This window comes from Bradyrhizobium sp. FW305-F6 (assembly GCF_058782905.1).
The window spans coordinates 327,447-342,567 of sequence record NZ_JBYSYD010000005.1 but is presented as its reverse complement, the minus strand read 5'-3'; the positions used below and the strand labels follow the sequence as shown (position 1 = coordinate 342,567).

Annotated in this window: 17 protein-coding genes and 1 tRNA gene; 9 read left to right on the top strand and 9 right to left on the bottom strand. The window is 64.7% G+C overall.

Features of this window, described 5'->3' with window-relative positions; translation table 11 throughout:
• Window positions 1-16: 16 nt before the first annotated feature.
• The gene (locus AC3WLX_RS29675) at window positions 17-994 is read right to left on the bottom strand and encodes a GSU2403 family nucleotidyltransferase fold protein (RefSeq protein ID WP_492338655.1); all 978 of its coding nucleotides are present in this window, start codon (window positions 992-994) and stop codon (window positions 17-19) included.
• Window positions 995-1,090: 96 nt separating this feature from the next.
• On the opposite strand from AC3WLX_RS29675, the gene AC3WLX_RS29670 reads away from it, so the two are divergent.
• The 4 genes from AC3WLX_RS29670 to AC3WLX_RS29655 all read left to right on the top strand — a co-directional run bounded on the left by AC3WLX_RS29670 (window position 1,091) and on the right by AC3WLX_RS29655 (window position 2,703).
• A complete protein-coding gene (locus AC3WLX_RS29670) occupies window positions 1,091-1,447 on the top strand; it encodes a DUF433 domain-containing protein (protein ID WP_431206511.1) in 357 nt (118 codons plus the stop codon).
• Window positions 1,447-1,869, top strand: a complete 423-nt coding sequence (locus AC3WLX_RS29665; RefSeq protein WP_431201374.1) for a DUF5615 family PIN-like protein — start codon at window positions 1,447-1,449, stop codon at window positions 1,867-1,869. The genes AC3WLX_RS29670 and AC3WLX_RS29665 overlap by 1 nt, the downstream gene beginning before the upstream one ends.
• Before the next feature lie 12 nt (window positions 1,870-1,881).
• A complete protein-coding gene (locus AC3WLX_RS29660; RefSeq protein WP_492338654.1) occupies window positions 1,882-2,481 on the top strand; it encodes a hypothetical protein in 600 nt (199 codons plus the stop codon).
• Window positions 2,482-2,612: 131 nt separating this feature from the next.
• Window positions 2,613-2,703: transfer RNA gene (locus AC3WLX_RS29655), tRNA-Glu, on the top strand.
• Window positions 2,704-2,817: 114 nt separating this feature from the next.
• Here the strand turns inward: AC3WLX_RS29655 and AC3WLX_RS29650 are convergent.
• The 3 genes from AC3WLX_RS29650 to AC3WLX_RS29640 form a co-directional block, all read right to left on the bottom strand.
• On the bottom strand, window positions 2,818-3,207 hold the full coding sequence (locus AC3WLX_RS29650) for a type II toxin-antitoxin system VapC family toxin (protein ID WP_291630864.1): 390 nt from the start codon (window positions 3,205-3,207) through the stop codon (window positions 2,818-2,820).
• An 8-nt stretch (window positions 3,208-3,215) separates the two neighbouring features.
• Window positions 3,216-3,452 carry an antitoxin gene (locus tag AC3WLX_RS29645; RefSeq protein ID WP_492338653.1) on the bottom strand — a complete coding sequence of 79 codons (237 nt, stop codon included), beginning with the start codon at window positions 3,450-3,452 and terminating at the stop codon, window positions 3,216-3,218.
• 154 nt (window positions 3,453-3,606) lie between these two features.
• Window positions 3,607-3,804, bottom strand: coding sequence for a hypothetical protein (locus AC3WLX_RS29640; protein WP_291630860.1), 198 nt, complete (start codon window positions 3,802-3,804; stop codon window positions 3,607-3,609).
• A 100-nt stretch (window positions 3,805-3,904) separates the two neighbouring features.
• On the opposite strand from AC3WLX_RS29640, the gene AC3WLX_RS29635 reads away from it, so the two are divergent.
• Window positions 3,905-4,246, top strand: coding sequence for a hypothetical protein (locus tag AC3WLX_RS29635; RefSeq protein WP_291630858.1), 342 nt, complete (start codon window positions 3,905-3,907; stop codon window positions 4,244-4,246).
• A 98-nt stretch (window positions 4,247-4,344) separates the two neighbouring features.
• Here AC3WLX_RS29635 and AC3WLX_RS29630 read toward each other — a convergent pair whose 3' ends face one another.
• Entirely contained in the window at window positions 4,345-5,331 is a 987-nt protein-coding gene (locus AC3WLX_RS29630; RefSeq protein WP_492338652.1) for a GlxA family transcriptional regulator, read from the bottom strand.
• Window positions 5,332-5,440: 109 nt separating this feature from the next.
• On the opposite strand from AC3WLX_RS29630, the gene AC3WLX_RS29625 reads away from it, so the two are divergent.
• Complete coding sequence (locus AC3WLX_RS29625) at window positions 5,441-6,145, top strand: DJ-1/PfpI family protein (protein WP_492338651.1); 705 nt, start codon at window positions 5,441-5,443, stop codon at window positions 6,143-6,145.
• A 55-nt stretch (window positions 6,146-6,200) separates the two neighbouring features.
• On the top strand, window positions 6,201-7,427 hold the full coding sequence (locus AC3WLX_RS29620) for an ABC transporter substrate-binding protein (protein WP_492338650.1): 1,227 nt from the start codon (window positions 6,201-6,203) through the stop codon (window positions 7,425-7,427).
• A 100-nt stretch (window positions 7,428-7,527) separates the two neighbouring features.
• Here the strand turns inward: AC3WLX_RS29620 and poxB are convergent, their stop codons facing one another.
• The 3 genes from poxB to AC3WLX_RS29605 all read right to left on the bottom strand — a co-directional run bounded on the left by poxB (window position 7,528) and on the right by AC3WLX_RS29605 (window position 10,930).
• Window positions 7,528-9,264, bottom strand: a complete 1,737-nt coding sequence (poxB, locus tag AC3WLX_RS29615) for a ubiquinone-dependent pyruvate dehydrogenase (RefSeq protein WP_492338649.1) — start codon at window positions 9,262-9,264, stop codon at window positions 7,528-7,530.
• 108 nt (window positions 9,265-9,372) lie between these two features.
• Window positions 9,373-10,005, bottom strand: coding sequence for a 2-dehydro-3-deoxy-6-phosphogalactonate aldolase (locus tag AC3WLX_RS29610; RefSeq protein WP_492338648.1), 633 nt, complete (start codon window positions 10,003-10,005; stop codon window positions 9,373-9,375).
• A 1-nt stretch (window position 10,006) separates the two neighbouring features.
• Entirely contained in the window at window positions 10,007-10,930 is a 924-nt protein-coding gene (locus tag AC3WLX_RS29605; protein WP_492338647.1) for a 2-dehydro-3-deoxygalactonokinase, read from the bottom strand.
• A 232-nt stretch (window positions 10,931-11,162) separates the two neighbouring features.
• Here AC3WLX_RS29605 and AC3WLX_RS29600 point away from each other — a divergent pair, with 232 nt between their 5' ends.
• Window positions 11,163-12,260, top strand: a complete 1,098-nt coding sequence (locus AC3WLX_RS29600; RefSeq protein WP_291627495.1) for an LLM class flavin-dependent oxidoreductase — start codon at window positions 11,163-11,165, stop codon at window positions 12,258-12,260.
• Between the two features lie 57 nt (window positions 12,261-12,317).
• Window positions 12,318-12,872 carry a flavin reductase family protein gene (locus tag AC3WLX_RS29595; RefSeq protein ID WP_492338646.1) on the top strand — a complete coding sequence of 185 codons (555 nt, stop codon included), beginning with the start codon at window positions 12,318-12,320 and terminating at the stop codon, window positions 12,870-12,872.
• Window positions 12,873-13,066: 194 nt separating this feature from the next.
• Here AC3WLX_RS29595 and AC3WLX_RS29590 read toward each other — a convergent pair whose 3' ends face one another.
• Window positions 13,067-14,935: a sigma-54-dependent Fis family transcriptional regulator gene (locus AC3WLX_RS29590; protein WP_492338645.1), complete on the bottom strand. Its 1,869-nt coding sequence runs from the start codon at window positions 14,933-14,935 to the stop codon at window positions 13,067-13,069.
• Window positions 14,936-15,121: the final 186 nt, after the last annotated feature.

Here is a 15,121-nt window from a genome sequence, read left to right as displayed (position 1 = left end):
TGGAATAGAGATGCCGCTACAGTCTTGGCGGGGGCGGAAACTCCTCTCCCTCGAGAGCATCACGTAACGGCCCGAAGCCGTAGATTTCCTCGGAAAACGGCTCCGGCCAACGGTCCTGGATCATGCGCGCGGTCGTCGAGATGAGTTCGGTCGAAGTCTCGCGGCGGCCCACCGACATCTCGTCCATATCGAGCACGACACAGCGCAGGATCGCCCAGGCCCGCGGCTCCAGCACCGAGACGGAGGCGGCCCGTCCAGACCGGTCGATCACCACCGAGCGGATCGGCGTCTGCTCGGCAGCCCATCGCGGCGCCTGGCCGGCGGAATAGCTTTCGTAGTCGTCCACCATCCGATCGATCGAGGACGACGTGAACAGCCGGATCGTCAGGTTCTCCTCGGTCCGCAGTTCGGCGGCGTCCCGCCCCCGGGCGCGGCCCGGACGGACCGGGATCTTGGCCCGCCGCAGCACCGCGACGAGCTCGTCGATCGAGTCCACCGCGCGCACACCGGCGACCAGAAGGTCGAGACCCTCGTCCGGCAGAACCTCGCGGGGCAACTGGGATGTCATCTCGTTTTCGTAGGCGTAGACCGCAGCCTCGCCGACCAGCGTCACGTGGTCGATCAGGTCCGACGTGCCGATCGCCCGCAACACGCCGCCAACCTCGGAAGGAGCGCGCGACAGCCTGAGAGCTTTGGCCATCCTTGCCTGTTCGGCCATGGCAGGCCTGAGCTGGGCGATCCGGCCGTCGAGCTCGGCGCGCTCCTTCATGAACGCGTCGTGGATCTTCTCGGTCTCAGGGGTCCGACGGCCGAGCGAAACGGCCTTCTTGTCTCCGGAAACAGGGTCGTAGCGGTACCGCGTCAGGTATTCGCGGCCTTTCACCGTCAGCCACTGCATGCCGCCCGCGTACGCGTCCCGAGAGCGCAGCACGTCGCCGTAATCGCTCACGGTCGAGCGCATGGTCTCGACCAATCGACGCTGTTCTCGGCTCATCGCGGTATGCACGGCGGTTTATTCCCTTATTGGAAATGAACATCTGGTAGTATAAACTGCCAAATACAAGGCCGAGAGTCGAGGATCTTGTTCCACATGGTTAATTTGGACAGGCGGACCGGTGCCGTTGCGCCCGGCCGGGATGCGGCCGATATTGATGGAACGAGCGATTTCGCGATGGAGACGGTGATGGCTGCGCCGAGACGAAGTGCGGCAGTGATGACGGAGGTCGTTAGCGACCCGACGGTGATGAGCGGGGACCCCGTCGTTCGCGGCACACGTATCTTGGCAGAGACGATCCTGAGCTACCTGCGGGCGGACTGCTCGCCGGAAGAGATCTTCCGCGACTACCCCAGCCTTCCGGTGGACGGGATCGACGCAGTCGCGCGCTGGGCCGAGACCACCTACGGCCCCGGGTGGAGGTCCATGGACGCGCCGGCGCCCCAGCACTGATGGATCGCTTTCTGATCGACGAATGCCTGAACGCCGACCTCGTCGCCATCGCCAAGGCTCGGGGCTACGACGCTGACTACGTGCCGCACATCGGCAAGGCGGGCTGGCAGGACTGGAATCTGGTGCCTTTTGCGGTGGACAACGATTACATCGTCGTGACCCTGAACCGTCGCGATTTCCTGAAGCAGCACGCCGCGATCGAGATCCATCCCGGCCTGGTCATCTTGATCCCGCAAGCGCCGAACAACCGCGGACAGCACCACGCCGCCCTTTTCGAGAAAGCGCTCGACGCCTACGCCGCCATGAACGACGATCTGGTCAACAAGGTCATGGAAGTGTTAGCCGACGGCAGCGTGCATGTGCGCGACTGGGGCGCCGACGACCACGACATCGGCCATATCAACAATCCGAAGTGGCCTTGATGTTCACGGGAATTGCTCGCGCTGGCCTTTTGCACGGTGGCGATTCAAACTGCTGATCGAACACATTCGATCGCAGGTCGTCAGATGAGAGAGTTCGAGGCGAGACAAACAGCCATTACCGGGCTTCAGAAGGTGCGTCGGCTGGGCGGTAGCATCGTCGATGACATTCCGCCCGGCTCGTTGGCTGAAATCCTCGACGATGTTCGTCAAGGTCATCCCTACGAACATGCACTGGCCCGGTTTCTCGTTGAATTTCACACCGACCCCGACCCTGAAAGCCGGCGGCGCCGCATCGAGGACGAGCCGGATCTCGCACCCAATCCAGTGCTGAACGCGCTGCTCGGGGCCGCGGGAGAGCACCTCGCGAGGCGGTGGGATCTCGGCGAAGTGCCGGCCTGGACCAACCGGCCCGAACGCTATCTCGATCGGCCGTACTTCATGAACGTCGGCGTTCCGAAGAGCGAGCTCTTTCAGCAAAGCCCGCCCGCCTTCCGCCGCCGTCGGATCTACACGATCGCCGAACCGCTCCGCTGCTCCGACAGCAATCTCAGCCTCTGGACCTTCGATTACGTCGAGGCCGATCCAGAGATTGCGATGCAGCCGCGCTTCTGAACTACGGCGGTAAGCCTCGACCAGGCGCCGAACCGCTTCGATCATTCTAAAATTGGTATAGTAGATGAGGGGGGTATATCAGAAGCCCTTCCCATCTTTCCGCCCTCGATTCAGGTCAAAACCGGCCCTTGTTGGTATAGTTTGGTAGATGTCGAGAGGGGGGTATTTGGACGCGGCCCTCTCAAGGCTGAAACAGGGGTTCGATTCCCCTAGGGAGCGCCAAATCGCCGCCATTCAGAATGTGACTGCGAACTCGGGGCCTGGGATCGGCCCTCTCATTGCTCCACCCGCGTCTGTTTAGGCCGCTAAGCTCGGTTGGTTTGCTCGTAAGTGTTCTTAAGCAAGCCAATTCTCGACGTTCAGGCCGACGATACGTTTGAACTCGCTGGTATTGGCGGTCACAATCGTGGCGCCAGTCGCATAAGCATGGGCGGCGATCAGCAGGTCGTTGCCGCCGATCGGCTTTCCCGCCGCCTCCAGTTTGGCGCGAATTCCGCCGTATTCGGTGTCGGCTGGCACTTCGAACGGCAGCACATTTATCTCGCCGAGCAGGTCTTCGACAGCTTTGAGCAGTCGCTTCGATCCGCTCTTCGCGCAGCCGTAGCGCAGTTCGGCCGCCACGATAATGCTGATACAGATCTTGTCCTCGCCCAGTTTGGCGATCCGCCTTGCAACTTTGCCCTGCGGATTTCTTATCAGGTCGGAAACGATGTTCGTGTCCAGCATGTAGCGCGTCAAAACACGCTCTCCGGCGCGGGCGCGGGATCGTCGATTTCAGGAAAACTCTCGTCCAGCGGCTTCATTGTTTTGAGCAGGCCGACCAGTCCGCGCTTACGCACCGGCTCGATCACCAGACGATCGCCGTCGCGATGCATGATCGCTTCGTCGCCGGGCAACTCGAACTCGACGGGAATGCGAACCGCCTGATTGCGACCGTTGCGGAATAGTCTGACGTGTCTACGGTCAGGCACGGTTTATCTCCAAGGCATAGGCCTCAAGCATATGCCGATATATGCCAAATTTCAAGGGCTGCCCAAGCCGGATAGTTCCCTCGCAGCCTGATGCCAGGATCGCCCGTCTCTTGCCATTGGGTGCTCACCGCTTCGCGAACCCGTAGCTCCGAGGTCAGAGTCGACCGCGGTCATCAAAATACCCCATGCGATCCATGACGCTGCCCGCGAGGGCCACCTTGTAGACGGCTTCGGCGAAGCGCCTGTCGTCGACTATCCGGCTCAGCCTACTGTTGCCGAGGTTCTGCGGCAGCAGCCTGCAGACCGGATCGAGCATTTCAATTTCAAACGGGATGATTGCGCCGGCCGTCATCAAGAACGTCCCAGGTGCAAATCGTACGCCGCAACGCCGGGAGTTGCGCTTCAGCCGAAGCGGAGATCCCGGGATCGAGGCGTCATACCGGACACATCGGGTGTCGCCGCAACTCTCCGAGGCGAAGCGCGAACGCCTGGCGGAGAAGGCGAGCCGCGCCCCGGAACTGGTGGTGATCCAGCCGTTGAACCAGGAGTGGACATGCCATCGCTGCGGCGGCTCCGGTGGTCTCCTGATGATGGAGCCTCCTGGCCCGGCCTGTCTGCACTGCGTTGGCCTCGATGATCTCGAATTTCTGCCGGCCGGCGATGCCCTGCTCACGCGGCGCGCGAAGGCGAACAGTGCCCGATATGCGGTCGTCGTCCGCTTCAGCAGGACTCGCCGCCGTTACGAACGACAGGGCCTGCTCGTCGAGCCGCGCGCCCTTGCGGACGCGCTGTGATTGTGAATGGCGCGCACCCGCGGCGGGATCACGTCATTCGCCATATGACGAGCCAACCATTCGCTGAACGCGCGAAGCTCAGGCAACCCGCCCTCCGCTCATTGCCTCTCCCCTTGATAGAATCGAATCCGATAGTCATGCGGCAGCACGTTGAGGCGGCGGCGGAACGCGCGGCGCAGATGCTCCTCGTTTTGAAAGCCTGTGCGCGCGGCGATCTCCTTGATGGGAGCGGCGGACTCTTCCAGCGCGCGGCGGGCGGCCTCGACGCGAAGCTCTTCCACCGCCTTGCCGGGGGTGCGGCCGGTCTTCTGGCGAAAGACGCGCGCGAAGGTGCGGGGGCTCATGCCAGCTCGTTCGGCGAGACTTTCGACGCGCAGATCGCGGCCGAGATTTTCCTGCATCCAGTTCGAAATCTTCTCGAGCGCCCGATCTTCCGAGGCCTGCATTGACAGCGGCACGCTGAATTGCGCCTGCCCGCCGGGCCGCTTGAGGAAGACGACGAGGCGGCGCGCGATGCGCATGGCCTCGCGATGGCCGAGATCGTCTTCCAGCAGCGTGAGCGCCAGATCGATGCCGGCCGTCACGCCGGCGGATGTCCAGATGCCGCGATCATGCACGAAGACCGGATCGACCTGAACCGACACGTCGGGATGTTTTGCGCGAAGCAGGTCGCAGGAGCCCCAGTGGGTGACCGCGCGCCGCCCGTGCAGCAGCCCGGCCGCAGCCAGGACGAACGTCCCGGTGCAGACCGAGCAGACGCGCCTTGCCTTCGGCGCCGCCAGGCGAAACCAATCGACCAGCGCGGCGTCTGCAGCGGCGCGGTGGACGCCGGGACCGCCACCGACCATCAGCGTGTCGATGGACTTGCGGTCGCAGTCGGCGAGGGCGGTCGTCATGACCTCCAGGCCGGACGAGGTTTTGACCGGCCCGCCCTTCAACGAGCAGATCTGCCAGACATAGGGCGCGCGTCCGGCTTCGAACGTTTCGCAGGCCAGCTCGAAGGCCTGCAGCGGCCCTGCGAAGTCGAGCAGCAGGCAATCGTCGAACAGGACGAAGACCACACGGCGGGCGGCGGAACGGGCCATCGGCAGCGCCTTTTTGCCAGGGAAGGCTTGGCAGGAATTGCGTGTATTATGACATTTCGGCAAACAGCCTCCGCTGTCAACATCGGTCCGTCCAACGCAGGAGGGCCACATGACCGGCAAGCGGATCGAGATCGGAATTCTGTACTATCCCGGGATGACGCAACTGGACGTCACCGGCCCCTTCGAGGTGTTTGCCCGCCTGCCGAACGTTCGCATGCACCTGCTGTGGAAGCGGATCGAGCCCGTGGTCAGCGACGTCGGTCTGCCGTTGCTGCCGACCACGACCTTCGCCGATTGTCCGGATCTCGACGTGTTCTGCATCGGCGGCGGCCCGGGGCAGGTCGCCATCATGGACGATGACGAGGTGATTGCCTTCGTTCGCGACAAGGGCGGATCGGCGCGCTACATCACCTCGGTTTGCGCCGGTTGCCTGGTCCTCGGCGCCGCGGGCCTGATCGACGGCTACAGGTCGGCCTGCCATTGGCTGATGAGCGACCAGCTCGCCGCCTTCGGCGCAATCGCCGTCGATGAACGCGTCGTGGTCGACCGCAACCGTATTTCCGGCGGCGGCGTCACCGCCGGTATCGATTTCGGCTTCCAGGTCGCCGCCGAACTGTGCGGCGAAGACGTCGCGAAAAACCTGCAGCTGATGCTGGAATATCAGCCCCAGCCGCCGTTCGACATCACCGTGCAGAATGCGCCGGATGAGCTGATTTCCCGCATGCGCCGCGAGGCAGAACCCTGGCTGCAAAGGCGCGCGGCCGCGGTGCAGAAGGCGGTTTCGAAACTCAAGGCAAAAGCGACGGCGGCTTAAGCTCGTTCGCGACAGGGAGGAAGGCCACAAGCGTCATTATTGGAAAGGTGTTCGCATGATCTGGCACGGCCGTATCGCTACCCTTCTCGTCGTTTGGACTTTCATCGCATCCTTGCCAGCCGCTCGGGCCGCCGAACTCTCCGGCGGTGTGGTCCGGATCGGCATCATCAATGACCAGGCCGGGCCATTGTCCGATCTGTCGGGAGCGGGCTCCGTCGCGGCGGCCAGGATGGCGGCGGAAGACTTTCAGAAGCTGGCGCCGTCGATCAAGGTCGAGATTCTGACCGCCGACCACCAGAACAAGCCCGATATCGGCGTCGGCATCGTCCGCAAATGGTTCGACGTCGACGGCGTCGACATGGTCGCCGACGTGTCCAATTCCGCGGTGGGGCTGGCGATCCAGTCGCTGGCACGCGACAAGAACAAGATCGCGGTCTATTCGGCGGTGGCGACCACCGAGCTGACGGGCAAGCAGTGTTCGCGAACCGGTCTGGCCTGGTTGCACGATTCCTACAATCTGGTGTCGGGACCGATCCGCACCCTGGTCAGCCAGGGCTACGAAACCTGGTTCTTCATCGCGGCCGATTACGCGTTCGGCAAGAACATGGTGTTGGAATCGCAGCGCGTGCTGGCGGCGGCTGGCGGCAAGTCGCTGGGCGCGGTGTATCACCCGATCGGCAACGCGGACTACAGCTCGTTCATCCTGCAGGCGAAGGCGTCGGGCGCGAAGGCGATCGCCTTCGCCAATGCCGGCGACCAGCTCGTCAACCTGATGAAGCAGTGGAACGAGTTCGGCATGAACACGGGAAGCCAGAAGCCGGTGGCCGAACTGATGTTCGACACCGACGTTCATGCCATGGGCCCGAAAATCGCGAAGGGCCTGACCACGCTGACGGCATGGTACTGGGCGCTGGATGACGAGAGCAGGGCGTTCGGCCAGCGCTTCTTCAAGCTTCGCAACGCCATGCCCACGGCACCGCAAGCCGCGGTCTATTCCGGCGTCAGCCACTATCTGAAAGCGGTCGCCGCCATCGGCACGGATGCAACGGATCCGGTGCTGGAGAAGATGCGCGCGACGCCCGTCGACGATTTCTATGCACGCGGCGCGACCTTGCGCGAGGACGGTAAGCTCGTGCACGACTTCTACCTGGTGCAGGTCAAGGATCCGTCTGAGGTCAAGGCGCCCTGGGAGTACTACAACGTGCTCGAGAAAATCCCGAGCGGCGACGTCTATGCCTCGCTGTCCGACAGCGAATGCCCGCTGGTCAAGCGGGGCAATTGAGTTTCACCAGGGAGCACCATAGCCAAGCGCTTCCCCGCCAGCGCGATCGCATGTGATATGCAGACCGCCGCTATCGCATCACTCGTGATGCCATCACCTCCTACCGCGGCAGCAGATTCGACTTCGCGAGGTCCAGCACCTCGTCGCCGCGGCCGTTCATCACGGCACGCAGGACCCAGAGGCTGAAACCCTTGACCTGCTCGGCCGTGATGGTCGGCGGCATCGACAGCTCCTGCTTGGCGGTGACGACGTCGAGCAGCGCCGGCCCATTGTGCGCCAGTATTTCCTTCATCGCGCCGGGGAGCTCGCCGGGATCCTCGACGCGTTTGGCGAAGATACCCATCGCACGCGCCATTGCGGCGAAGTCCGGGTTCTCCAGGTCGACATTGGTGTCGACGAAGCCGGCCGCCTTCATCTCCAGCGCGACGAAGCCCAGCACGCCGTTGTTGAAGACGACCACCTTCACCGGCAGCTTCTCCTGCGTCAACGTGATGAGGTCGCCCATCAGCATGGTGAAGCCACCGTCGCCGGAGAGCGTGATGATTTGGCGGCCGGGCTGCGACGCTTGCGCCCCGATCGCCTGCGGCATCGCATTGGCCATCGAGCCATGCACGAAGGAGCCGATCAGGCGGCGGCGGCCGTTCATGTCGAGATAACGTGCGGCCCACACCGTCGGCGTGCCGACATCGGCGGTGAAGACCGCGTCGTCGGAGGCATGGTCGCTGATGACCTTGGCGAGATATTGCGGATGGATCGGCTTGCTGCCAGGTGTGCCCTTCGCCAGCGAGTCCAGCCCTTCGCGCGCCTTCTTGTAATGCGCGACGGCGTCGTCCAGATGCCTGCGCTGCGTCTTCGCCTTGAGCAGCGGCAGCAGCGCCTCGATGCTGAGCTTGACGTCGCCGACCAGGCCGAGATCGATCTTGCAGCGCCGCCCGAGATTCTCGGGTCGGATGTCGATCTGCACGATCTTGGCGTCGGTCGGGAAGAACTGCTTGTAGGGAAAGTCGGTGCCGAGCATCACCAGCGTATCGCAGGCGTGCATGGCGGCGTAACCCGAGGAGAAGCCGATGAAGCCGGTCATGCCGACGTCGTAGGGATTGTCGTATTCGACGTGCTCCTTGCCGCCGAGCGCATGCACGATCGGGCTCTTCAGCGTCTCGGCGAGCTGCATCAGGGGCGCATGCGCGCCGGCGCAGCCGCGGCCGCAGAACAGGGTGACGCGCTCGGCGCCGTTGAGGAGATCGGCCAGCGCCTGCAGCTCGTCCGCCTGCGGCACCACCTTCGGCGCCGCCACATGGATGCCGCGCGCCGTCGACAGCGCACGCTTCGGCGGACTGCGGAAGGCGACGTCGCCGGGCATGGCCACGACCGCGACGCCACGCAGGCCCACGGCCGCACGAATCGCGTTCTCCAGCACGAAAGGAAGCTGGCTTTCATCCGAAACCAGCTCGCAATAATGGCTACATTCACGGAACAGATTCTGCGGATGGGTCTCCTGGAAATAGCCGCCGCCGATCTCGGCGGACGGGATCTGCGCCGCGATTGCCAGCACCGGGACACGGCTGCGATGCGCGTCGAACAGGCCGTTGATCAGATGCAGATTGCCGGGACCGCAGGAGCCTGCGCACACCGCGAGGCTTCCCGTCATCTCGGCTTCGCCGGCGGCCGCGAACGCCGCGACCTCCTCATGGCGGACGTGAATCCATTCGATCGTGCCGCGGCGGCGCAGTGCCTCCGTCAGCGCGTTCAGGCTGTCGCCGACAATGCCGTAGATGCGCTTGACGCCGGCCTGTTCGAGGGTTGCCACGAACAGATCGGCCACGTTGTTGATCGCCATGTCGGTCTCCTGCTGCGCCAGTCAGAATATGCGATGCATCAACATCAGCATCGCGGCAATATGAGGCACAATAGGCTATGACAGGTTCACGGCTAGTTTATTACGGTCTCAGCCTTTCGCAATCGCCCGATCGTAGGCCGCAACCGTTGCTTTCGCGCGCGCCGCCACATCGGCAGCCGACATGCCGGGCTTGTAGAGGCTGGAGCCGAGCCCGAACGCGGTCACCCCGCCCTTGACGTACTCGGCAAAATTCTGGTCGGAGACGCCGCCGACGGCGGCGATCATCACGCCCGCCGGCAGCACGGCGCGGATCGCGGCGATGCCGGCGGCTCCCAGCACACTGGCCGGAAAGAACTTCAGGCCCGATGCGCCGGCACGCGCCGCCAGCAGCGCCTCGGTCGGGGAGAACACGCCGGGCAACGTCACCATGCCGTGCTGATGCGCGCGTGCCAGCACCTCGGTGTCGACATTGGGCGAGACCATCAGCCTGCCGCCGACATCGTCGAGACGATCGACATCCGCTGTGGTCAGCACCGTGCCGGCCCCGATCAGCACGCCCGATGGCGCCAGCTTCACGGCGGTTGCAATGGAGCGGAACGGATCGGGCGAGTTCAGGGGAATCTCGATCGCGGTCATGCCGGCCTCGATCAGGACGGCGGTGATCGCCTCGGTTTCCTCCGGCTTGACACCGCGCAGGATCGCGACCAGCGGCCGCTGCATCGGCGGAAAGGCAACGCTCATCTCAAAAATCCCTCTTCGTCCAGATTGCGGCGGCCGCCATGGACAGTCCGCGGCGGACGGCTTCATCCGCATCGAGCGGCCGTACCAGGACGGACAAGGCGTCGAAGGCGTACCGATACAGCACCGCAAGCCGCCCCGACGCAATCAGCGTCACACCGGCTCGCGGCACGTTGCCCGACAGGCCCGCCGCAAGCTCGGCGCCTATCAACGTGCCCGACAGCGTCTCGCGCGCGGCAGTCGGCGTGCCGCCGAACAGCAGCTGGCGCGAGCGTGCCGTGAACAGGAGGTTGGCGGCGAAGGCCGGCGCGTCATATGCGGCCTTCACCGCCGCCTTGAAGCCTGCAACATCCTCGGCCTCGTCGGCGCCGGCCACGGCGAGCGACAGGATCGTCTGACGAGAAACCACGCTGAACAGCTCGCCGGTCATGAAGGTTGAGAATCGCTCCACGGTACCGTCCTTCATCCGCACCCATTTCGAATGCGTGCCGGGCATGCAGACCAGCGCCTCGCCGGCGGCCTCGAGGCCGAGCGCGCCGAGCAGCTGCGTCTCCTCGCCGCGCATGACGTCCGGGGCCGCTGCATCGCGCTGCGCGATACCCGGCAGGATGCGAATGTCGCGCGCTTCACCCGGCACGCGCACCGCCTTTTTCAGGACGTCCGCAAGCGGCGCCGGCGTGTCGACATAGCCGGCCTCGACCCAGCCAGTCCTGGCGCCCGCCATGCCGCAGACGAGAACCGGCAGATGATCCGGCGCTTCGACCGCCGCGAGGTGCGCTTGCAGCACGGCGGGAAAGCCGTCTTCAGCGGCCGTCAGCATGCCTTCGCCGCTGCGGCGCTCGGCCAGCACCTCGCCGACGCGATCAACCAGCCAGAGCCGGAAGCTGCTGGTGCCCCAATCCACCGCGACATAGGCGGGCTCGGTCATCTCGACGTTATCCTCGTCTCATCGCCGGTTTTCGTCTCACCGACAAGACACCGTCTCGCAACAATGAGACGGCGATGCGGAAATTTGCCCCGGGATATCGACTAATGCCGCGGCAAACCAGCCTTTTCTCTCAGAAACGGACGCCCGTTTCGCTGGCACACCGCTTGCTGAAACCGTCCTACTCACATCCGTGAACCGCGCACAAGACGCGTCAATTGTGGAGAGGAAACCCATGGAGATCGGCTATTTCACGATGCCCTCGCATCCGCCGGAGTGCGGCCTGAAGGAGGGGCACGACTGGGACCTGCAGGTCCTGCGCTGGCTCGACGAGCTCGGCTACCAGGAGGCCTGGATCGGTGAGCACCACACCGCGCCCTGGGAACCAAATCCCACCCCGGATCTCTTGATCGCGCAGGCCTTGATGCAGACCAAGAAGCTGCGCATCGGGCCGGGCGGCTTCCTGCTGCCCTATCACCATCCGGCCGAACTCGCCAACCGCGTCGCGATGCTCGACCACCTTTCCGAGGGACGGCTCAACTTCGGCGTCGCGGCTTCAGGGCTGCCGAGCGACTGGGCGATGTTCAACGTCGACGGCATGAGCGGACAGAACCGCGACATGACCCGCGAGGCGCTTGAGATCATTCTCAAGCTATGGACCGAACCGGCGCCCTTCACCCACAAGGGCAAGTTCTGGACGGTGACGAAGCCCGACACGATGTTCGACTTCCTCAAGCCCCACATCAAGCCGCTGCAAGCTCCGCATCCGCCGATCGGCGTCGCCGGTCTCTCCAAGAACTCGGACACGCTGAAGCTCGCCGGCGAGCGCGGCTTCATTCCGATGAGCCTCAACCTCAATCCGGCCTATGTCTCCAGCCACTGGGATTCGGTCGAGATCGGCGCCGCCAAGACCGGGCGCAAGCCGAACCGGCAGGACTGGCGCCTGGTCCGCGAGGTCTTCGTCGCCGATACGGACGAGGAAGCCTGGAAGCTCTCGACCGGCGACATGATGGGGCGCATGATGAGCGAGTACTTCCTGCCTCTGCTCGGTCATTTCGGCTTCAAGGACTATTTGAAGCACGCCCCCGACGTGCCCGACAGCGACGTCACCGTCGAATATTGCGCCAAGCGGAACTGGATCGTCGGCTCGCCCGCGACGGTCGCCGAGAAGATCGAGAAGATCTACGACGAGGTCGGCGGCTTCGGCGTGCTTTGCGTGTTCGGCTTCGATTACAAGCACAAGCCGGAAGCCTGGCATCACTCGCTCGCGCTGCTGAAGAACGAGGTGATGCCGCGCCTTGCGCATCTCGGCTCCGCCAAGAAGGCGGCTTGACCGAATGCGGGTGCGGCGCAATCGTGCTGCACCCGCAATCATTCCGGAGATTTCTGCGTGACGGTCGACGCGAAGGATTTCAAGCAGGCGATGCGCCAATGCGCAGGCGCTGTGGCGCTGGTGACGGTCGGCGCCGAGCACGGCAAGCGCACGGGCCTGACGGTGACCTCGGCCTGCTCACTGTCCGACTCGCCGCCCTCGCTGATCGTCTGCGTCAACCGCAACGCCAGTGCGCACGGGCGCATCCGCGAGGAAGGCGCGTTTGCCATCAACTTCCTGCACGAGGACCACGCGGTGCTCGCGCTCACCTTCAGCGGCCAGAAGGGCATCAGCGGCGACGATCGCTTTGCGTTCGGTCAATGGAGGCGGGGCGTGACGGGCGCACCGGTCCTGACCGACGCGGTCGCCGCCTTCGACTGCACGCTGGCGAAAGAGTTCGAAACGACGACCCATTCGATTTTCGTGGGCGAGGTCCGCGGCGCCTCGCATTCCGCCGCGGCCACGCCGCTGGTGTACCTGCGCAGCAATTTCCACACGCCACGCGAGATGCGCGAGGGCGTGACGATCGGCGACCTCGACGCGCGGCATCTGAGCTGGACGGATTTTTCGTGAGGGACTTCTTCCCTTCTCCCTTGTCGGATAAGGGGTCTCTCTCCGCCTATCGAAACAAGTCTCGTAGGGTGGGCAAAGCGAAGCGTGCCCACGCACTGCGGCATTCGGTTGGAGATGGTGGGCACGGCGCAATGCGCCTTTGCCCACCCTACAATTCGCGCTCGCGGAGATAAAGAGCTCTCACCCGTCTCGCCCTACGATGCCGTCGCAATCTTCAGCAGCTTGATCTTCCGATACAGCGTGGCGCGACTGAGCTTCAGCGCTCGCGCCGCCTCCGTCACGCGGCCGCCGTGCTTGCGCAGAGCCTCGACGATGGTGGCGCGCTCGGCCGCCGCGAGGTCCGGCTCTGCCGCCCGTCCGCCGAACGGAGGTAGATCGAGATCGGCAGCCGCGATGACATCGTCTTCCGCGGTGCAGCCGGCGAGCCGCAGCACGTGGCGGAGCTGGCGCATGTTGCCGGGGAACGGATAGGCCGCGAGCTGTGACCACGCCTCGTCCGACAGGCGACAATTGGGCGCTTCTTCGCGCGCGATCTGGCGGATGATGTCGGCACGGTCGGTACGCTCGCGCAAAGCGGGGAGACGCACCTCCATGCCGCGCAGACGGAAGTAGAGATCGGCGCGGAAGGCGCCCTCTTCCGCCATACGGCCGAGATCGCGATGCGTGGCGCTGATCAAGCGGATGTCGACCGCGACGGGCTTGAGCGCGCCGAGCGGCCAGACCTCGCGATTCTCCAGGACGCGCAAGAGCCGCGTCTGCAAGCCGATCGGCATGTCGCCGATCTCGTCGAGGAACAGCGTGCCGCCGTCGGCCTGCACGATCAGGCCCTTCGAGCCGTCGCGCCGCGCGCCGGTGAAGGCACCGGCCTCGTAGCCGAACAGCTCGGCGTCGATCAGGCTCTCGGGCATGGCCGCGCAATTCAGCGCGACATAATTGTTGCGCGCGCGATTGCTCGCGGCGTGAATGGCGCGCGCGAACACGTCCTTGCCGACGCCGGTCTCGCCATGCAGCAGTACCGGCAGGTCGTGGTCAGTGACGCGCCTGAGCCGCTTCACGCTTCGGATCAACCCGGGATCGCGGCCGGCGAGTTGGTGCAGGGCATCGAAACGATCGACCGGCGCATCGCGGCGCGGCGCAGGCGACCTTGCCCGCAGTGGCGGAGCTACATGCCCCCGTCTCGACGGACCGCCGTCCGCGCGACGCAGCGCGACAACCTCATCCGCGCCACGGGTAGACTGACGATCGAAATCGACGTAGCGGGACAGATCAATCCCGGAGGCGATCATGCCGTCGGTGAAGCCAAGCAGTGCACGCGCGGAGCGGCAGGCGCCGACGACGCGGCGGTCATCGTCGTAGGCAATGAGCACGCTGCCGCCGTCACCGGGCACGGTGGCGATCCAGGCGTTGCGGAAGTGAGCACGGAAGATCGCGTTCTCGATCCGCCGGGCCGCCTGGATCGTCACCGCGAGTGCGAGCTGATGCGCGGCGCGCTCCAGATCTTCGCGGCAGGAAGTGATGTTGATCGCACCGGCGAGCCGGCCGGCCTGGTCGAACAGGGGCGCCACGGCACAGGAGAACATGTGCCATTGGGCGCGAAAATGCTCGTCGCGATGCACCAGGATCGGCTTCTGCTCCGCGAGGGCGGTGCCGAGCCCGTTGGTGCCCTCAAAGGTCTCGGCGAAGTTCGAGCCGGTGTAGATCTTCCAGTCCAGGAACATCTTTGCATCGGCTTCGCCCGGCAGGCGGCTGAACAGCATGGTCGCTTTCGCATCCGCGAGATTGACGCAGTAACCGGCCTCGCGCAGCACACGGGCGAGATCGTCGAGCTCGGGCGTTGCGAGCCTGATCATCTCCTCCATCGGCTCGGCGGCATGGCGGATTTCGGCTGCCGTGAGCGTCTGCGGCGGGCCGCGGCGGGCGGGATCGAGCTTGTGATCCACGAGGCATCGCCGCCAGGAACTGGCAATCCGCGAAGAGGCGTCGACGTCGGCCAAACGGTCCGCGACCTGGTTGGCGACGGACAAGACACGGGCGACATGATTCGAGGCCGAAAGGCTGGCCATCGCGGACGTCTCCACCCTGTATTATTGTGCAAAGTCTGGCACCACGGGCGGGGATGTCAATCGGGAACCGGCGAGGCGATACTCTCGCATCGTCGTCATGGCCGGGCTTGTCTCGGTCACCCACGCGTTGCCGCGATTGCGAAAGAACGTGGATGCCCGGGGCATCTAGCGCGAAGACGCGCTTCG